The organism is Hamadaea sp. (assembly GCF_013362815.1).
Classification (GTDB): Bacteria; Actinomycetota; Actinomycetes; order Mycobacteriales; family Micromonosporaceae; genus Hamadaea.
Window position 1 is genome coordinate 17,865 of the sequence record NZ_JABFVK010000026.1, and the last position, 20,615, is coordinate 38,479.

A 20,615-nucleotide genomic window follows, 5' to 3' on the forward strand; every position below is an offset into this window, starting at 1 on the left:
ACCGGCACATGATAGTGACGAGGAGACCGATCTTGTCTATTGTGAACGCCGTCGTCGGGGAGGACGGTCCATGGTGGAACAGACAGGACTGGCTCGGATCATCGTCATCGCCCCGCATCGCCGGGTCGAGATGGCCGTCCCCGAGCACGTTCCGCTGGCGGGCGTACTGCCGGCGGTGCTCCGGCACGCCGGGCGGACGCTGGCCGAGGACGGCGTCGACCACGGTGGCTGGGTGCTGCGGCGGATCGACGGCGGACGCCTCGACCCCGCCCGATCACTGGCCGCCCAGGAGATCTTCGACGGCGAGACGCTGGTGCTCGCCCCCCGCGACCAGCACTGGCCGGAGCCCGCGTTCGACGACGTAGCGGAGGCGATCGCCGAGCGGGCGGGGCGCCTCGGTCTAGTGTGGAGCGCCGGAGCGACGGTGCGCACCGGCTGGTGGACGGCGGCTGTCGTGCTCGCGGCCGGACTGGTGCTTCTCGCGTCCACTCCGGCGAATTGGCTCACCGGCCTCACCTCTCTTCTGGTGGCGGCGGTCCTGCTGGGCACAGCGGTGATCGACGAGCGGATCGACCCCGGACTCTCCGCCGCCCGGCTCACCGCACCGTTCGCCATGTTCTACGCCGCCCTCGGCGCAGTGCTGATCAGCGCGCCCGCTCCGGGAGAGCTAATGCGGCCGTGGCCGCTGACCGCCGGGCTCGCCGGGTTGCTCCTCGCCGCCGTCGTCGGGCGGGCGCTCGTCCGGGACGACGTCTTCTTCACCGCTGGTGCGACCTTCGGCGCCTGCCTCGCCGTGGTCGCCGTCCTCGCCGCGATCGACTGGGCCACAGTGGAGGGTGCGGCCGCCGTCGTGGGTGGAGTCGCCGCGCTGGCGCTCATGACCCTCCCCCGGTGGGCGATGGCCGCGGGGGGCGTGCCGACGCCGCCGGTGCCGACCCTGACCGGCCAGGCGGAGGCGGCCAATCCGCCCGCCGATCTACTCGGCTCCGCCGTCCGCCGCTCCGATCGGCTGCTCACCGGCCTCCTCGGCGGGGCCTGCGCCACCCTCGCCACCTGCGCGGTCCTCCTGGCCATGCACGCGAGCGGCGCGGGACTCGGGCTCATCGGCGCGATCGGGCTCATCTGCGCGTTGCGGTCACGAGCCTTCGCCACGGTCCGCCACCGCGTCCCGCTCCTGGCCGTCGGGCTCCTGGCCCTCGTCAGTCTCCTCTGGTACGCGTGGAGCAGCCTGAGCGGCTCCGTCGGCGTGACCACGGCGGTGGTGGCCGCGGGGCTGGCCGTGGCCCTCATCGCGCTGGCCGCCGGTCGCCGGTTCGCCCGGCGTACGCCGTCTCCGCAGCTCGGGCGGCTCGGCGACTGGGCGACCTTCCTCGCGACGGCAGCGGTCCCGATCCTGGCGGCGTTGGTGCTGGGACTGTTCGGCTTCATGCGCGGACTGGGTGGCTGACCGTGCTCAGCCGACGCGACCTCATCCAGTCCCGGCAGTACCTGCATCAGCGCCAGATCAAGGCGCTCGTGTCGCATCGACCGGATCCGCTGGACTGGGCGGGCCGGCACGCGGGCGGGACCATCTTCGCCGGAATCATGCTGCTGGCCATCGCGCTGGGCGCGACCGCCGTCATCGGCTTGGTGTTTCCGAGCGGCAGCCGGGCTTGGCAGAGCTGCGAATCGGTGATCGTCGAGAAGGAGTCGGGCGCACCCTACGTGTGCGACGCCACCGCGCGAACGCTGTATCCGACCGCCAACTACACCTCGGCCGCGCTGATCATGGGCGGCACCGCCTCGGTGAAGGTCGCCCGCGCCTCGCTGACCTGGCCGAAGGGTGCCCTGCTCGGGCTGCCGGGTGCGCCGGGCGACCTTGTTCCCGCGAAGAACTACCTGTCCGGGGCGTGGAGCCTGTGCACCGTGCTGCGCCGGGACACCGCCGGGCGGCCCACGCCGGTCACGGTCATCCTCGCCGGAACCCAGCCGGACACACCTACCGAGCTGGCCGAGCGCGCCATCCTGCTGGCCGGGCCGGACGGGACGCGATACGTCCTCTGGTCGGGCCGCCGTTACCCCGTACGCGAGCCGCAGTACGTCCTGCCCGCGCTGGGCTTCTCCGTCCAGCAGGGATTGGCTGTCGGGGACGCGTGGCTGGCCCCGATCCCGCTCGGCGCCACGCTCGGCCCGATCGCCGTGACCGGACTCGGCGAGCCGGCTCCGAAGCTGGACGGCGTCAAGGTCGGGCAGATCGTCCAGGTCGGCGATCGTGCGTACGTCGTCCGGCGGGAGGGCTTGCAGGAGGTCACCCCGCTGCAACGCATCCTCGTCCGCCGTACGCACACCGACCCCGTCACGCTTGATCAGGGCCGGCTCGCCGGCGTCGACATCCTGCCGCCCATGACCTTCGCCGGCAGCGCCCCGCCACCGAACGTGCCCGAGTTCGCCGCCGCGGCCGACGATGGCATCGTCTGTGCCAACATGCTCGCCGATCAGTTGACGATCACCACCGGTGGCGGATTCCCGGCCCGGATCGCGACCGTGGTTCCCCGCCGAGCCTCCGGCCGGGGCGGGATGCCGCTCGCCGACGCAATTCTCGTCGAGCCGGGGCACGCCGTGATGGTCCGGTCGATGGCCAGCTCAGGGGCGACCGGCGGACCATTGATGTTGATCAGCGATCTCGGCGTACGCCACGCGGTCCCCGATGACCGGACGGCCGCCGCCCTCGGGTACGCCGGAACACCCGTCCTCCTCCCGTCGTCCCTATTGGACCGATTGCCCGAAGGAGTGGCGCTGGATCCTCAGGCCGCCCGCCAGGCTGCGGTAACACCAATGTCACCTGTGGACACTTCTCGGCTCCGTCCATAGCAGATATCGTTTACGGCACGATCGAAGCTCTCCACCCAGGAGCGCCCCGAACGGGAGGCAGAGATGTCACACACTCAGTTCGAAGGGCCTCAGCTGGCCGTCGCGGCCACCAAGGTCCATGCCGCCTACGGTGATCTCAACGACATCCAGACGAGGCTCAACTCCACCCTTCAAGGTCTGTACGCCGAAGCGTGGAAGGGCGGGGCGAACAACAAGTTCAACCTGGTCTGGAACGCGTACGACGTCGCCCTCGAGAAGATCTACTACTCGCTTCAGCTGCTGGGTGAGCTGATCCAGCGCTCGGGCGGCACCTACGAGCAGACCGAGCAGGAGCGCCAGGCGCTGGTCGAGCAGTCCCTGAGCGACATCCCGGCTTCGCCCATCACCTCGGCACTGGGCTAAGGAGGCAGACCATGGCTGATCTGGTTCGTTACGAGTTCGGCACCATCGAAGAGGGCGTACGCGCCATCGACAACGCCGCCGGCGAGGTCGAGAACGTGGTGACCGGCCTCCAGCGCGATCTCGCCGGTGTGCTCGCCACCTGGCAGGGCCAGGGCGACGACACCTACCAGGAGATCCAGCAGCAGTGGCAGCAGGCCCACGAGCTGCTGGAATTCGTCCGCCAGTCCATCCAGGGCAGCGTCATCAAGGTCAACAACCACATGCAGGAGACCGAGGCGAACGTCGTCAAGATCCTCGGATCCTGGTCGGCCTGAGCAGCGGACCGTTGCGTTCCCGCCTGGCTGAAGAGTCAGGCGGGATGACCGAGGACTCGGGCCAGTGCCCGGTCGAAGTCGCCGCCGAGCGGCTGGATCGTGTCGCCGTCGCGCCGGTAGACCGCGCCGTTCTCGGCCACGATCAGATCCGCCTTGCCCGCCCGAGCCACCACCAACGCCGTACGCCCGTCGACGTCGAGCAGCCGGACCGGTTCTTCCGCCGACGGGGACTCCGGTTCGAAGACGAGCCCGATCGCGGTCATCCGTAGCGCGGCGAACTCCCGGAGCACTGTCCGAATCGGATCGGGGAGCGGCGTACCGGGCGGGGTGCACCGTGTCCACCATCTGTCCACAGCGGAGGCCGCGTCCCGGCCCGGTCGCCAGCCGGCGAGCCGCAGGAGCGCCAGCGTCTGCGGCGAGAACCGCTCGGCCGCACGGCGTACGGCGCGATAGGCGTCGGCGACCGCCTCCGGTGGCAGCGTCGACCACACCGTAAGCGCTCCGGTATCGCCGTCGACGATCGCCCGCACGTGCGCGTCGAGGACGATCCCGTCCTCCGGCCCGTACTCCGGCGTGTCCCGCCCGACCACATATCCCAGATCGAACGGGTGCAGCCACACCTGCGACTCCGGGTGATGACCGCGGGCCCACTCCTCCGCGATGTCCCGGGCCTGCGCCTCGGTGATCCTCATACCTGCCTCCGCTCGCCCCACGCCATCCGGCGGCGCAGGCGCCGCAGTCCCATCCCGACCATCACCAGAACGGTCGCGGCCACGCACGTCGCTGCCACGATCGGGCCGACGCCGGTCACCCGCCGCGGTTTGGGCTGCGGCGACGGCATCCGCTCGACCGGCCCCGGGGCGGCCTCGGTCAGCGGCTCGCTCAAGGCGCGCACCGCGTTCACGATCCCTTGCCCGTACGCCGAACCACTGCCCATGGCCGGATCGGCGGTCGCCCCCAACCGGGTGGCGACCTGCGCCCCGGATAGGTCCGGCCGCTGGGCCCGGACCAGGGCCGCGACGCCACCGACGACGGCAGCGGCGAGGTCCGAGCCGCCGTCGTACACGGTGTGGCCCCGCGCTGGGGCGGCCGTCGTCATCTTCGCCCCCGGCGCGGCCAAGTCCACTATCGACCCCGTACGCGCCTGGTCGCTCACCGCACCCGCGGAGTCGATGGCGTTGGCCCCGATCACTCCGTCGTACGCGGCCGGAAACCGTCCGGCGTCACCCTCCCCGGCGGCGGCGATCACGACGACGTCCTGCGCCACGGCTCGGGCGACTGCCGCCTGCAACGACGCGCTCTCCTGGCCCACGGAGAACGCGATCACGATGACGCGGGCGCCGTTTGCCACCGCCCAATCCACCCCGGCCCCCACCGTCACCGGGTTGATGTCGGCTTGAATGCGGTCCGTTACGCGTACCGGCAGAATTTGCGCCTGGGGCGCGACTCCGGCGAACCCCACCGCGGCATCGCGCCGGGCTGCGATCAGGGCCGCCACCCCCGTGCCGTGACCGGTGCAGTCGACGCGGCCGTCGGTGCCGTCGACGAAGTCACGGCCGGGCAGCACCGCCGAGGCGAGCTGCGGATGGCGGCGGTCCACCCCGGTGTCCAGGACGGCGACGCGGACGCCGGCGCCCTCGGACGCCAGCGGCCAGGCGTGTTCGAGATCGAGCCAGCGCTGGGCCCAGGGCAGGGCGGTGACGGCCTGAACCCCTTCGGCTCGACCGTTGGCGCAGGGCGCGGCCTGCGCGGCAGCGGGCGTGGCGACTCCCACCGTGATCCCCAGCAGACCGATCGCGGCGACACTGTGGATGGCTCGATGCACGGAAGACCTTCCCTCCGGATTCCACCGTCCATGATGGTCTGGAGCTTGTGGACGATCAAGGTATCGCATTAGAAACAGATCGCGGTTACCTTTGTATGCATGGCGGCCGATCGGGAGATGGTGGAGTCTTTGCGATCCCGCGCTGAACTGTTGCGCGGGCAGGTCGAGCGGGCGACCTCCAGCTTCAGCTCGGTCCTGACGCAGCTGCGGACGATCGAGGTGACCGCGGTGTCGGCCGACCGATTGGTCACCGTGGTGGTGGGCGCCGACGGCAAGCTTCGCTCGCTGCGGCTCGACCCCGGGATCTATCACCAGCCGGACTCGGTCGAGCTGGCGAACACCATCGAGGAGACGATCCGGGTCGCCGCCGACGCCGCCCAGAAACGCATGATCGAGTTGTGCGAGCCGTTGCTCCCACCCGAGCTCGCGGGCCGGCCGGAACTCGCCGGCAGCCCGGAGCAGCTACTGGAATCGATCACCGGCGGGTTCGCCGACATCCTGCGGAAGGGCTGAAGCGATGGCTGACCTGACCAACGTTCCCGACCCCGAAGGCGCCAAGACGGCGGCGCACCGGCTGAACTCCGCGTTGAGCAACCTGGACGACGTCGTCTCCGACGCGTTGGACCTGGTCAAGACGATGGAGGCGCAGTCTCCGTTGTTCGGCGACGATGAGGGCGGGCGGAAGTTTCGCTCCAACTACACCGATTCGTCGACCAAGATCACCGAGTCGACGCGTACCTTGGCCGAGGGACTCGGCACGGTGGGCGCCGCCGTGAACAAGGCGATCAACGGCACCACGACCGCCGAGGACGACAACACCCGCGCGATCCCGGCCTGAGTCCCGGCCGGACCGGGGCAGCGCCGTGATCGAACTCTGGGACTTCGGCGAGCCGTGGAACCGAATCCGCGACGCGCTGATCTGGCTGGGCTCCGGTGGCAGCAACTGGCCCCAGGCCAACGAGGACCAGATCCGCGAGCTCGCGACCGCCTGGCAGGCCGTCGGGGAACGGCTGCAATCCGGGCTGAGCGAGGCCAACAGCGCCGCCGCCGACCTCATGGCCGCTTGGGGCGGCGACGGCGGCACCACCTTCGCCCAGCAGTGGCAGCACCTGGGCCACGAAGCCCCGCAGATGCTGGTCGACATCATCCTCAACGGCTACGACGGAAACCCCCCACTGGTCGGGTCCCTCGAACAGTCTGCCCTCGACATCGAATACGACAAGATCTCGACGCTGATCGAAGTGGCCGTCGTCATCATCGAGATCTTCGTCATCATCGTGACCGCCTGGCTGGCCTTCTGGGCCGCCTGGGGGGCGGCCGCCGCCCGGATCGCGGTCGGCCGCGCCACGATCTGGACGATCATGCGGGAGCTCATCGCCAACGCGATCCGCTCGTTCGGCCAGCGTGGCCTCAGCGAGGGGCTGAAGGAGGAGCTCAAGCGCTGGGCCAAGCACACCATCAAGTTCGAGGTCGCCAAGGAGATCGGCGCGGAGACGGGCGTCGACATCACCGCTCAGCTCGTGCAGAAATACGGCCTGCATACCCGCACCGGCTGGGACACCAAGAAGACCGTCGCGTCGGGCCTCGGCGGCGCGCTCGGCGCCGGCCTGAGCTTCGCCACCCCGATCGGCGAGAAGATCGCCGGAAATGTCGCCAACAAGGTTGGCAAGGGCCTCGTCAACCTCGGAACCCGGGCCGTCGACGAGTTCGTCACCGAGATCGGCGCGGAATTCGGCGCGAACGGGATCGTCTACAACAACTGGCAGCCCAACTTCAGCAACCTCGGCAACCGCATCGGTTCCGGCATGGTCCGCGACTACACCAGCGAGAAGGCGAACCTCTCGGGCTTGGCCCTCGACCTCGGCAAAGCCGCTCTCGGCTTGGAGACCAGCACCCAGGCCACCGCCAACGCCGCCCGCCAGGCCGCCCGGACCGCCGCCACCCAGGCCGAAACCGCTGCCCAACAGGCCCGCCAGCAGGCCACCGCCGCCCAGAACGCCGCCGCCACCGCCACCCAACAGGCCCAAGCCGCCCAACAACGAGCCAACGATGCGAACGCCGCCGCGAACGCCGCCGCCGCCCGCTACGGAGTCGACTTGCCCGAAGCCGCCCAGGCCCGCCAAGCGGCCGAAGCCGCCAACCGCCAGGCCGAGATCGCTCAACGCGGTGCGGTGCAGGCAAACGCCGCCGCCCAAGTGGCCGGCACCTCGGCGACCCAGGCGGAGGAGGCCGCCCGTCAGGCGCGCGCCGACGCCGATCGGATCCCTGCTCCTGCCGGCGCGCCGCCCACCGCTCCGCCCAACGGCGCTCCGCCGGAAGGCGCCCCACCGGAAGGCGCACCACCTGTCGCTCCGCCGCAGGGCGCACCGCCCGAAGGCGCACCACCGCAGGGCGCACCACCTGTCGCACCACCGCAGGGCGCACCACCGCAGGGCGCACCACCGCAGGGCGCACCACCTGTCGCACCACCGCAGGGCGCACCGCCCGAAGGCGCACCACCGCAGGGCGCACCACCGCAGGGTGCACCCCCCGCCGTACCACCGCAGGGCGCACCACCCGCCGCGCCGCCGCAGGGCGCACCACCCGCCGCACCACCGCAGGGCGCACCGCCGACCGGATCGCAGCCGGGCGGCCAGAGTGGACAACCGAGTGCTCCCCCACAGTCGCCCGAGACGGCGCGATCCGAGCCGGGCGGCCAGTCATCGACGGCTCCCGACGACGGGACCGCCGCACGAACCGAAGGTCCTCCTCGGACGGACACCCCGCCGACCGCGGACGTCAACGGTGGCCAGCTGGGCGCTGGACCTAACACCGTCGGCGGTAACGCCAGCACCGTCAGCGCTGCGCCGCAGAACACGGCCGACACTCGCGGCCGACGCCGAGCTGACGAAGCCGGTCGAGACGACGGCGAGAGCACTGAGCCCGACGAGTCGACCCGGCTCAGCCCGGACGACGAAGAAGGCTTGAAGCTAGGTGACGAGCCCGAGGTCAAGCCGCGGAACGAGCTGGACGACACCGGCGAAAATGACCAGCACGAAGGCGACCAGCACGACAATCCCGACGACGAGGGCGAGACGGCTGGGCCGCCCAAGAAGGTCTCCGCCCGGCTGACGATCGCGATCGCGCAGCTCGTGCTCAACGCGTCGGCCGAGGCGCAGGCGGCTGCGCATACGGCGACCCGGGCCAACGCCCTCGCTCAGGCGCTGGCGTCGCCGGACGGACAGGTGCAGATCATCGGCCCGGACTCATTGACGTTGGGCGACGATCTGAACTCCGACGAACCCGACGTGCCGCCCGGCCGGCCTCCGATGGGATCGCTGCCGTTGCAGGGGCTACTCCCGGACGGAGCGATGATCCCGGCCACCATGGCGGATGTTCAGCGGCATCTGCAGGCGTTGGGCGTACGCCCCGGCGAAGCTCCGCCGGTGCATCCGCATCCCGGTGGGACCTGGATCGGTACGAGCAACGACGGCGGCCTCACGGTGCCGGGCCGGAGCATCAACTGTCTATTGTGGGCGCCGAGTGTACACAGTACCTACTACGGTCACCCTTCCGTCGCACCGGCCAACGGGCTGAGCGTGGGGCATCCGGCCGCCGTGCTCCAGGCCTGGGCCGGCGCGCCGTTCGGCACCAGCGACCCGACGCAGGGTTTGGCCGAGGTGGAAGAGCGGCTCCGGCAGGCGTTGACCGGTGACGCCGACGCCGGGCCGATGGCCTTCGTGGCCGTCGTCGATCCACGCGACACGAACGCGGCCCACATGTACGCCGTCTTCGTGCGCCGCGAAGCGCATCCCACGAATCCCGGCGAAACGCAGATCGTCTTCTACTACGCCGATCACGGCAGCACCACCGCCGAGCCGAATCGGCCCGACATCGACCCCAACAGCGAGATCAGCTCGATCATCTTCGACCACACCGGTGCGGTGGTGCAGCCCGACACCGAGACGCGCAAGGACTCTCAGCTGGCGTACACGCTGGTGGCCGGGCGGCCCACCGGCGACGGCAAGGCGAGCCTCCTGGCCCAGGTCACCACATTGCTCGCTCCGGACACCACCGCCATCGGCCGCCGGAAGGCGCTCGACGCCATCGAAGACGGGCTGCGCGCCATGGGCCTGGAGCCCGGCGGTACACCGGTTCGCTGGTCCAATTTCCGCAAGCTGGCGACTTCCGCGAACCCCGACGCCGAGCTCTTCCTCCAGCTGATCCAGGAACCGGATTGGCGAGCGGCGTACGAGCGGGCGCTTGGGGCTTCGGCCGACGTCGCCCAGGCGTTCACCGGCGTCCCCACGCAATCCGCCGCGAGGACGATCGCACTCGCCACGATCTTCGCCACGAACGCCGCACCGACCTACGCGGGGGACCCGGCGACGGTGGCCTTCGTCAGCGCGATCGCGCAGAACGACTTCCAGTTCCAGACCCAGCCGGACGTCTCCTTCGACGGCAACGAGGTGCACATCACCTTCGAGGAGATGTGGCCGCGAACCGTCCGGGTCGAGTACGGGCTGCTGCCCGGAGACACCGAGGTCGAGCTGCTCCTGGACGGCGACGAGTTCCGGCTGGTGCTACGGCACGGTCTGAAGCTGAGCGACGTCGCCGTCCAGGCTCGACTGCGGGTGATGATCGCCCACGAACTCACCCGTGTGCGGCACGGCGAGACCGAGTACCGCTCGAACCGCCCGGATGTCCGTGAGGACTACTACGACGTCCTGCAGGACTTCAGCTACCGGGCCGTGTCGGACATCGGCCAGGCGTTGGCGGCGAACCGGCCGGACGGGGCCAGCACAGTGCGGGCCGATCGAGTGGCGGCTCATCGTCTGGCGGAGGCGGCCCGCGCCGAGAACGACAGGATGATGAGGCTTCTGCTGGCCGCGGTCGCGATCGACCCCGATCTGGCTCCGGTGGTGGCACGTCTCCTCGCGACGGAAGCAACCTCGGGCGCTGCCAGGTCGATCGCCCGGCTGACCGGAGACCTGACGTTCCCGTCCGGCCGCGGCCGGACGGCGCAGCGGCAGCGGACGCGCACCGCCCAGTTGCTGGCCGCTTCCCTGCGCATCGCGGGCGAGCACCTGGCGAACGAGCTCTCCCAGCAGCCCGGTGACAACGAGCTGGCGAGCATCCTCGACGAGGCGGTCGACCGTGCGCTGTTCATCCGCAACGCCGCGCAGGCGCGGATGAACGCTCAGAACGCGGACCCCCGAGGCGTGCTGCCCACCAGCAAAGCCGACTTCACGTCGACCTTCGTGGCCGAGGCGACGCAGAACCGTCAAGAAATCCTCGACGAACTCGACCGCCGCCGCAGCGAGGCCGCCGAAGGCCAGGCGGAGCCGTCCGAGGTCGTCCTGCCCGGACTACGCGGCAGCGGCGCGACACTGGACGCCTCCCTGCGGTCGGCCATCATCGCTGCCGCCGCCCGGCTGGGCTTCGCCGCACCGGGCCGGGAAGCGGCGATGCTCGCCCAGCTGGGTGGGGCGCTGGCCGCGCTCGGCGGGCTCACCGGTGATCCGTCCACTACGGACATCGTCGACGCCGCCCGCGCCATCATCCGGGACACGCTGGCCCGTCCGGACCGGGTGTCGCTCGCCGACCGCGCCTCGGGCGACGCCGATCTGCTGTTCCAGCGGCAGATCACCGACGCGCAGGGCAACGCTCAGGTCGTCGCGGTCACCGTGCACGTCCTCCGCTCCTTGGAGCATCGAGTCGCCTACGTGTCGCAGGTGCAGCTCACGTCGAGCTTCGCCGAAGACTTCGGCCGGCCCACGACGGGCGAGACCCCGCGGCGCGTACGCGTCACGACGCAGCGGCTGGCTCACCGCCCGACCGATGTGGGGGACGATCTCGGCCTCACGACGCCGGCCAGTGCCGAGGCTGCGGTTCAAGCCGCCGTCACTCAGGTCGCCTCGGCCCTCGGTCTCTCCGTGGTCGAAGTGGGGCACGGCAACACCTACGAGATCACCCTCCCCGGCGGGACCGGCCCGATCCGCGTACACGTCCGTGCCGGGGGCGTACGCGGAAACGCCGCGGCCGAGGTCCGCCCGCCGCGCGGACGCTCCGGGACGTGGGAGGTACGCGTAGCGACCGCCGAGGTCTCGCGGACCGGCCTGGTTCTGGGGGTCGCGGAGGCGCTCGGTTTGACGGTGGCGACCTATCTGGATCAGACGACCGGCCGTCCCGATCCGGAGCAGGCGCGCCGCATCGCCTTGGCGGCCCGGCTGGCCGTCGTCGCCGCCGCCCGCACGGCCACTCCGCCCGGAACGGTCAACCCTCGTTCGGATCGGCTGTCCGCCGAGGCCCACAGCCTCATCGAGGATCTGGGCCTCCGGCTGGATCAGCCCGGCTACGGGGCGCGCCGGGCCGAGATCGCCACGCTCCTCAGCCAGGTCTTCGGCCCGAGCGCCGCCACCACCGTCGACGATCTCCTCACGGAGCTGGGTCGACCGGCAGCCGCCCTCACCGACCCGCGGGAAAATCAGCACGCGGAGGCGGCCCGGCGCGCCACCGAACAGCGGGCCGAGCGCCAGGCGATCACCGACATCCTGCTCGACCAGCAGCAGTCGGGACTGGTCACGGGTCTGCCCGCGCTCACCCAACTACAGGCGACCGGGCCGGCCCTCACCGGCGCCGAACTGGCGGCTCACCTGGCGGCCACACTCGCCTCGATCGAGCGCGGATTGACCCTCACCGCGCACGGCCAAGACGGAAGCACCACCTTCGTCACGGTCACCCACAGCGCGTTGAGCGGCCCGATCTCGGTACGCGTACAGCCCGGCGTCCTGCCCGCCGGAACGGGCGCGCATCTGAGCATCGACCTCGGTACGCGCACCGTGACGATCATCGTGGCCGAGGGAACGACCGCCGATGTCAGTTCGCTGCACCTCGTGGGAGCGCTGGCCCAGGCGGTGGAGACCGTCGCCCGCAGCGACAACGGCAAGCACACTCGGCCGGCCGACGTCCTCGGCCGTCATCCGCTCACCCGCCGGTCCCGGCGGGAGCTGGACGGCGTCAGCCCGGCCGACGTCGGACTGGCCGCCCAGATCGAGTTCCAGGCGAAGCTGCTGATCGCCGATCCCCAGTCGCACGCCCACCAGCGAAACTTGCTGATCCTGCTCGCCCGGGCGGGCGTGACCCCGCTCGACGCCGGTCATCAGGCTCGGCAGGCCGTGCTGCGGAACCTCCTTCAGCACAACCTCGCCCAGCGTATCGACGCGATGCTCAGCCGGCCGGACAACGTCTGGGAACGAGTACGCGAGGCGCTGCTCCCCGACACCGTGAACGCGCCGACGCCCACGGTGTCGCAGGGCCGGCGCGGGTTCCGGGTCGTCATCCCGGCAGCCGCCGAGTCCACGGGTTCGCTGTCGACGCCGCCTCATAAGCCGCTGCATCCGTTCGTGGCCCGGCGACTCGGCCCGCGACGGGCACGCCGTTTCGAGCGGCGCGTCGCGGCGTCGCGTTTCTGGGTCGATCGGTTGCTCACCGACCGGATGAACGACTGGCCCAGCCGGACGCTGGCCCACGCCGCGCGTACCGCCCTGTGGGTGCCGAAGTTCATCGTGAAGCGAACGCTGTCGTTGTTCACGACCAAGGTGCGCCATCAGCGCCCGTGGCGGGTGTTCGCCGTCAGCTCCGTCAGTGGAGTGACGCGCGTCCAGCTGCCCGACGGCACCAAACGATTCGTCTGGTATACGAAGACCACGGCTAGCAAGGCGGTGAATCGGCTCGGCGGGCTTCGGTTCTCCTCGTACACCGGGGTCCCCGAGAAGGGTCCGCGACCGGGCGAGCACCGGCCCGGGCCGGACGGGCCGCCCCCGATCGTGCTGTTCCCGGAGAGCGGCCGCATCGGACTCGACGCACTGAACGCGCTGGCGAGTTTCCTGCAGCATTGGGTGCCGTTCACGACCTTCTCGGTCAAGAACAGCAGCGGAATCGGCACTCCGATGCCGATCGGCAACTCCGACAGCGAGGCTGGCCGGACGGTCGTCCGAGCCCACGTCGTCGGCAACGGCGGCACCGTCGTCCGGTCGAATCCCTCGCACGAGCAAAGCCACCGCGTCAGCGCGACGCTCTACGTCTTCGTCGGGACGTTCATCAACGTCTCGATCAGATTGCCCAACGGCGAGGTGAAATCGTTCTACCTCTGGCTGGGTGGGCAAGGCACACCGGTCTCCGGCAGCTTCGACTACGACAAGATCATGGCCGAGGTGAACAAGTTCCTGGAGGCGTACCGGGACGAGCGAGCGACCGCCGATCCGGTCCGAGCCGCGTGGCGGTTGCGGAAAGCACTCGTCCGCCATTTCCGCGACGCCGGTCTGGACCTCAACTGGACGATTCAACCGCTGGTGTTCGAGGCCGGATACTCCCACCGGTACCTTCCGATGGGCGACCTGCCGTCCAGCGTCGGCGACGACATCGAACCGCACGGCCCGTTCACGCAGACCAACGACCAGATCGGCGTTCAGACCAACCCGAACGTCTCCGCCAGCGTCATGGCGGTCTCCCTGAAGTGGCTGGGGCGCATCCTCGCCAGCCCGTTCCGTCCGATCTCGACGGTGCGGGCCATCCGGGCGGGTTTCGGCCGCAGCGTGTTCCGCAGCTGGGTGGTGCGTCAGGACGTCGGCCAGTTCCTCGATCCGGCGAGTTTGACGCCGACGGTGGCCCCCGAAGCGGCTCGCCCCGGTTCCGACCCCGATCTCGAGCTCGACGTACAGCTCTCGCCGGACGAAGTCGCCGACCTGGCCGATCGCTATCGCGTGCTGCACCACACCCGCGTACGGGGTCTCGCGCTGGCTTCGGAAATGGCGCGCATCGAGGCGCTCGCCGAGGTCAGTCCCGAACTGCGCGCCGCGCTCGAGGCCGCCCGCAATCAACCACCGCTCCCGGCGGCGGCACCGCCGACCACCTTAGGGCCCGATCCGGTCGCGGTCCTGCTCGCGGGAGGCCAGGTCGCGCCGCCCAGCACCGTCGACACTCAACGTCACCTGCAGAACCTAGGGGTACGCCCCGGCGACCGCCCGCCGCTGCATCCGCATCCGGGAGGCACCTGGCTCAACACCTCCAACGACGGCGGGCTCACCGTTCCCGGGCGGTCTGACAACTGCCTGACCTGGCTGGTCAGCGCGTATCACACCTACTTCGGCCGGCCTTCCGTCGCGCCGGCCAACTTGACCGGACAGGGTTTCGCCGCTCGCATTCTCGAGACTTGGGCGGGCACGGCCTTCCAGGCGCAGCCCGACGGCGTGCAGGGGCTGGCCGAGATCGAGGAGCACCTGCGGCAGACCCTTCCGCCGGACGCCGAGGCCGGGCCGATGGCGTTCGTCATCGTCGCCGATCCGCGCGACCGCACCGCCGCGCACGGGTACGCCGTCTTCGCCCGGCGCGAGGCCGATCCGGACAATCCCGGCCAGACCAAGATCGTGTTCTACTACGCCGACCACGGCAGCACCACCGGTGATGTGAACCGCCCGCCGATCGACCCGGACGCCAAGATCTACTCGATGATCTTCGACCAGACGGGCACGGCGGTGCAGGCTCCGGCCACCACCCGGACCAGCGGCCGACGACTCGACCACGCACTGGTCGCCGGGCGGCCGGACGCCACTGGAGCCCGCACGCTGGTCAGGCACATCCGCACTCTGCTGTCCACTCCCGACACGCCGCCGGCCGCAGTCCTCGCCGACCTCGAACGGCAGCTCGGCGACATGGGGCTCGAACCGGGTGGCACCCATCGGCGCTGGCGACGGCTGGCGGGATTGACGACCGGGTCCACCCCCGACGTCGACGCCTTCCTCACGCTGATGCGCGAACCCGCCTGGCGGGCGGCGTACCTGCGGGCGCTGGACACTCCGGACGAGGTCGCGAAAGTCCTCACCGGCCTGCCGGACGGCGATCCCCAGCTGCGGATCGCGCTTGCGGCGATCTTCGCGGCCGACCCCGCTCCCGCGTACGCCGGACGGACCGACCGCGAGGCGATCGACCTGGTGACGCAGCTGGTCGCGGGCGACTTCCGGTTCGAGCACCCCACGACGGCGGCGGTCTCCGGCAACGAGGTGCAGCTCGCCACCTCACCGACCGTGTCCAGAACCGTCCGAGTCGAGTACGCCGTCCTCCCACCCGGCGAGCACACGCGCCTGAGCTGGGACGCCGACACCCGAACGTTCCGGCTGGCCATCGCGCACGACCTCGACGTCACGACGCCGGAGGCACAGGTGCGGATCGCCCGGGAACTGGCCCGGGTCCAGCTGGGCGGGGCGGACTTCCGTTCCGAGCACTCCGCTGCCGACGACATGTTCCTGGATGTGCTTCAGGCGTACAGCTATGTCGGCATCGCGGACGTCGGCCACGTCCTGGCGGCGAACCGGCCCCCGGGCCTGACGGGCGCGGAGGGTGACACAGCCGCGGCGGCGCGCCTGGTGCAGCGGAGCCGAGCCGAGGCGGACCGGGTCCTGCGCGTTCTGCTGGCGGCGGTGGCGGTCGACCCGGCCGCCGCCGCGACGATCGTCCGGTTGCTGGCCGCCGACGCGACCAACGGTGACCAGCCCGGACGGCATCTCGCACGCTTGGTCGGCGATCTGGACCTTCCGCCGGGCCACAGACGCGGCGTCGACGAAAAGCGACAGCAAGTCGGACAGTTGGTGGCGGCCACGCTGGCGGTCGCGCGGGCCGATCTCGACCGGGCTCTCACCGGGCAGGTCGCGGAGAACGAGTTGCCGAGCATCGTCGTCGCGGCGATCGATCACGCGCTGTTCGTCCGGTTCGCCGCGCATGCCCGGCTGGCCACGCCCGGAGTCAGCCGGGATTCGGTGCTTTCTGCCACGACAGCGACGTTCGACGCGACCTTCCTGACCGACGCCGAGGCCCGGCGAGCGGCGATCCTGGCGAGTCTGGCTGGGCGACCGAACAGCCCGGATGCGGTGACCTTGCCACGGTTGGCCGGCACTGGTGGAGCGCTGGATCTGGCTCTGCAGGCGGCATTGCGCGCGGAGGCGGCGACGCTCGGCTTCCCCGATCCGTCGCGGGAGGCCGCCGTGCTGGCCCGCTGGGGGCCGGACCTGCACCGCCTCGGCGGGCGGGGAGCCAACCCGTCCGTGGACGATCACGTGGAGGCCGAGCGGGACCTCGTCCGGCGTACGCTCGCCGACCCCGATCGGGTGTCCATTCAGGACGGCCCGAATGGTGACGCCTTGGTGTTGTTCCAGAAGCGGTTCACCGGCCCCGACGGGCGTACTCGGGTCGTCGAGGTCACCATCCACGTGCACCGGTTCCTCGCCGACCGGGCGGCGTACATCGCCGACGTTCAGGTCGCCACCGACATGCGCATCGACTTCGGCCGGCCCATGTCGGGTTCGCCACCTCGCCGCGTCCTGGTACGCACGCTGCTGACCGACCGGGTGCACGTCGACGACTCGGCCGACGACTTGATCGCGCACAACCTGGATCAGACTACGCAGCACGCCCGAGCGGCACTACTGCAGGCGGCGACGGCCCTCGCCGTGACGCTCACCGAGGACGGGGACGGGTATCGATTGACCTGGCCGACCGGCGAGGGGCCGACCCGGGTGGTCCTCACCGTCGCGCCGACCCGAGGCTCCTCGATCGCCGAGGTACGCCCGCCGCGGCCGGGCAGCGAGACGTGGGTGATCCAGGTCCCGCCCAGCCGCATGACGCATACCGGTTTGCCGCTGGACCTCGCCGAAGCCCTGGGCATGGCGCTGGGCCAGCATCTCGCGCTCGCCGCCGGCACGCCCTCGGCCCATAAGCCGACGACGATCGCGCGCGCCGCCCGGCTGGCCGCCGTCGCAACCGCATTGGTCACGGCGTCGCCCATGCCGTCGGCCTGGACGACGCGGGCTCGCGCCGCACGGTTGGCGGCCGAGGCCCATACCCTCATCGAGGGGCTGGGACTACGCCAGGACCAGCCGGAGCACGTCGCCCGCCGGACGGAGCTGACCCGGCTGACCACCGAACTGTTCGGCGATGACGCGGCCACCCGAGTCGAGTCGGCGCTGTCCGAGCTGGGCGGGGCCGTCGAGGATCTGACCGACCCCACGCAGCGGGCGTACGCCGAAGCGGCCCGTCGCCGGGCGCGCGCCACCGAGCGGGGCCGCCTGATCAACGACATTCTGCTGGAGCGGCACCGGCCGGGGCTGACGGCCGACGTCGCGACGCTCTCAGACCTGCTGACGGCCGGTTCGCCGGTCACCGGGGAGGGTCTGGCGAGGCGGCTGTTCACCGGAACGCGAGACATCCTGCTCTCCCGGGGGTTGACCGTGGAGGCCCACCGGCGGCTCGGCGGCGACACCGTCGTCACCGTTCGGCACGACGGTCTCACCGGCCCGGTGACGATCACCGTACGCTCCAGCCCGCTGGCCGCTGGAACCGCGGCGCATCTGCGCGTCGATCCCGAGAGCCGGACCGTCGTCATCACCGTCGCGGAGGGGATGACGGCCCCGAACGTCTTGCTGCACTTGGCCGGAGCGCTGACCCAGGCGCTGGAGACGATCGCCCGCACCGATCACGACCGGCAGACCGCCCCGGCCGACGTCCTCGGCGATCACAAGCTGACCCGCGCCCTGCGGCGCGACACCGACGGGCTCAGTCCGGCCGACATGGCGCTCGTGGCGCAGATCCAGCGGCAGGCGGGGCAGCTCGACGCCGACACCCGCCCGATGGTGCTGGCGAACCTGATGATCCTGCTGCACCGAGCGGGCGTACGCGACGGTCAGCAGCACTCGACGCTGCGACGGCGGCTGCTGCTCCAGGCACTGCCGCCGTCGACCGCGCGCCTGGTGGAAGCTCTGCTCGCCCAGGACTCCCGGCTCACGGCCCAGCTACGAGGCACGCTTCCGGGGCAGCTCGGCGTACCGACGCCGACCCGATCGGTCGGCCGGCGGGTGTTCACCGTCGCTCGCCTGCCGACCCTGGGACTGGAGTCGTCCGGATCGCTCAGCACCCCGCCCCATCAGGCGCTCCAGCCGACCGTACGCCGCATCGCCGGTCGGCGGGCCACGCGCCTGGAACGGCGGATCGCCGCCCGGCGCTTCAAGATCAACCGAATGGGGTCGGATCGCATCGACGCCATGTCCAGTCCGGTCGCCGCCGCGCTGAGCCGGTCGATCCTGTGGCCGGTGAAATTCGTGCGAGGACGTCCGTGGGCGTTGCTCACCGGCAAGGTCCGCTACCAGCGTCCGTGGCGCGTGTTCGCGTTCAGCAACACGACGGCGTACTCCCGGCTGCGGCTGCCCGACGGCAGTCACACCTGGGTGGCGTACACGAAGACGACGGCGACCCGGGCGGTCAACCGGCTGGGTGCGATCCGCTTCTCGACTTTCACCCCGTGGAAGGACAACGCCGACCCGCAGCACGGTCACGACAATCCCTACGGGCCGACCGGCGTGCCGCCGGGTTACCTGTTCCCGTTGACCGGCCGGGTCTGGATGGACACGATCGCGTCCATCCTCAACGCGTTGCCGTTGATCTCGGTCAGCGCGGAGAACGGCAGCGGCATCGGCACGCCCTTCCCGTTCGGCAACAAGGACGCCGAAACCCGGCCCACCACCGTGCGATCGCTGGCCAACCTGGGCGACGGCGTGACCGGCTTCGTCGGGCGTTCGGAACCGTCCGGCACGCTGAGTCAGACCCACTCCTTCACCAGCTACGCCTTCATCGGCACGTTCCTCGACGTGAAGATTGGCGGCGTCAAGCAGTTCTACATCTGGATCGGCGGCCAGGGCCTCGTCGTCAGCGGCAGCGAGCAGTACGACAAGCTGATGTCGGATCTCGCCGAGATCCGCCAGGACGCGCAGAGCCGCCCGCGCGGCCTCCGCGGCCTGGTCCGGCTGTTCCGGTCGATCAACCGCTACCGCAAGATCTTCGCCGACGCCGGAATGGAGTTCCAGCCGTTCGTCTTGGAGGTCGGCTACTCCCACCGGTACACGCCCTACCTGGACGCCCCGGACGAGCTGGGCTGGGACGTCGAGAACGTCCACGGCGACGACGACAACTGGCACGGGCCGTTCACCCAAGGCAACGACCGCGCCGGGTTGCAGACGAATCCGAACGTCGCGATCTTCGTGGGTGCGTTCTCCCCACGCCGGCTTCTGCGATTCCTCCTCAACCCGGTCAACCCCAAGGCGTACGCACGCGGAGCCCGGCGAATCCGAACCTGGGTTCAGCGGCCGGACCTCGACGAGACCCTGGGTCTCAGCACGGCGCCGCCGGCGCTGTCGGCCGGCCAGTCCACTGCGACGGCGAGCACACGCCTGCCCGACGCGGTCAACCGGGCCCTCCGCGATCGATATCGAGAACTGCTGACCGCGCGCCCGCGTACTCCGGCGGAGGCGAACGAACTCGACGGTCTGCTCCGCCTCGCCGCCACCAACCGGCGGCTGAACCACCTCTTCGAGCAGGCCCGCAACCGGCTGGCCGGCGGCCCGAGCCGACAACCGCGCGGGCCGAACAACCCCGGCGGTCAAGCCCCCGGAAACCCGGGACCGGGCAACCTTGGCGGCCCGACCGGTGGGTCGCCCGGGAATCCCGGCCCGCGGACGGCCGCGGCGGAGGCCGCCCGACGGCAAGCCTTGGGGATGGATCCGGCCACCGGCAAGTTCCGGCAGGCCGAGGCGGAGACCGCCCGGCGGATCGAAGAGCTGCTCGGCATCGAACTCGAGCGTTCGACGAACCCGAACGTGGACTGGGTCGACCCCGTCTCCGGCTTGACTTACGACGCCGTCGGCAACTTCGACGCCGCGTACTTCGATCGGCAATGGCCGAACCTGCAGATCAGGATCATCGATCACCTGCTCAAGGCGGACCGCGTGCCGATCGACGTCTCGCGGTTCACCCCCGAGCAGATTGCTACAGTTCAGCAGTTCCTCACCGACAACGGGCTCGGCCCGCGCGCCTTCCTGGTAGGTGACTGATGTCCGGGACCATCGAGGTCTCCCCGCAGCGGCGCTGGTCCGCGGCGAGCTGGCTGTTCGACTGGACCGTCGGCTACCTCGCCGATCAGGTGACCGACGAGAAGCTCGCCGCCGAGCTGCGGGAGATCGTCGACGAGAACCTCGGCTGGCTTGGCCTGGACGACTACGGACCCGACGCCCGCGCCGATCTTGTGGCCATCCTCCGGGATCGGATCGTTCCGGCTGCGGCCGTCGATCTGCCGGGCACTGTGGACGATCGGCCCGCTGTGCTAGCGCTGCTGCGAGAATTGGCTGACGCCACCGGCTAGCGCC

At 70.8% G+C, this 20,615-nt stretch carries 10 protein-coding genes; 8 read left to right on the plus strand and 2 right to left on the minus strand.

All coding sequences use genetic code 11. From position 1 onward, the window contains the following. Window positions 1–70: 70 nt before the first annotated feature. From eccD to HOV77_RS14635, 4 genes are all read left to right on the plus strand, one after another. Window positions 71–1,447, plus strand: coding sequence for a type VII secretion integral membrane protein EccD (gene eccD, locus HOV77_RS14620; protein WP_290862452.1), 1,377 nt, complete (start codon window positions 71–73; stop codon window positions 1,445–1,447). A gap of 2 nt (window positions 1,448–1,449) precedes the next feature. Next, the gene (gene eccB, locus HOV77_RS14625; RefSeq protein WP_290862454.1) at window positions 1,450–2,850 is read left to right on the plus strand and encodes a type VII secretion protein EccB; all 1,401 of its coding nucleotides are present in this window, start codon (window positions 1,450–1,452) and stop codon (window positions 2,848–2,850) included. 63 nt (window positions 2,851–2,913) lie between these two features. Next, window positions 2,914–3,252 carry a WXG100 family type VII secretion target gene (locus HOV77_RS14630; protein WP_290862456.1) on the plus strand — a complete coding sequence of 113 codons (339 nt, stop codon included), beginning with the start codon at window positions 2,914–2,916 and terminating at the stop codon, window positions 3,250–3,252. A gap of 11 nt (window positions 3,253–3,263) precedes the next feature. After that, window positions 3,264–3,566, plus strand: a complete 303-nt coding sequence (locus HOV77_RS14635; protein ID WP_290862459.1) for a WXG100 family type VII secretion target — start codon at window positions 3,264–3,266, stop codon at window positions 3,564–3,566. A 35-nt stretch (window positions 3,567–3,601) separates the two neighbouring features. Here the strand turns inward: HOV77_RS14635 and HOV77_RS14640 are convergent, their stop codons facing one another. Both HOV77_RS14640 and HOV77_RS14645 read right to left on the minus strand, forming a co-directional pair. Further along, window positions 3,602–4,258: an SUKH-3 domain-containing protein gene (locus HOV77_RS14640; RefSeq protein ID WP_290862461.1), complete on the minus strand. Its 657-nt coding sequence runs from the start codon at window positions 4,256–4,258 to the stop codon at window positions 3,602–3,604. After that, window positions 4,255–5,391 (minus strand): S8 family serine peptidase, encoded by a 1,137-nt coding sequence (locus tag HOV77_RS14645; protein ID WP_290862463.1) that lies wholly within the window; start codon window positions 5,389–5,391, stop codon window positions 4,255–4,257. Before HOV77_RS14645 ends, HOV77_RS14640 begins: the two co-directional genes overlap by 4 nt. 99 nt (window positions 5,392–5,490) lie before the next feature. On the opposite strand from HOV77_RS14645, the gene HOV77_RS14650 reads away from it, so the two are divergent. The 4 genes from HOV77_RS14650 to HOV77_RS14665 are packed head-to-tail and all read left to right on the plus strand — an operon-like array spanning window position 5,491 to window position 20,611. Then, a complete protein-coding gene (locus tag HOV77_RS14650) occupies window positions 5,491–5,904 on the plus strand; it encodes a YbaB/EbfC family nucleoid-associated protein (protein ID WP_290862465.1) in 414 nt (137 codons plus the stop codon). A 4-nt stretch (window positions 5,905–5,908) separates the two neighbouring features. Continuing rightward, a complete protein-coding gene (locus HOV77_RS14655) occupies window positions 5,909–6,229 on the plus strand; it encodes a hypothetical protein (RefSeq protein WP_290862467.1) in 321 nt (106 codons plus the stop codon). A gap of 25 nt (window positions 6,230–6,254) precedes the next feature. Then, on the plus strand, window positions 6,255–20,303 hold the full coding sequence (locus HOV77_RS14660) for a hypothetical protein (RefSeq protein ID WP_290862469.1): 14,049 nt from the start codon (window positions 6,255–6,257) through the stop codon (window positions 20,301–20,303). Beyond that, window positions 20,303–20,611: a hypothetical protein gene (locus HOV77_RS14665; protein WP_290862471.1), complete on the plus strand. Its 309-nt coding sequence runs from the start codon at window positions 20,303–20,305 to the stop codon at window positions 20,609–20,611. Before HOV77_RS14660 ends, HOV77_RS14665 begins: the two co-directional genes overlap by 1 nt. The last annotated feature ends 4 nt before the right edge of the window (window positions 20,612–20,615 follow it).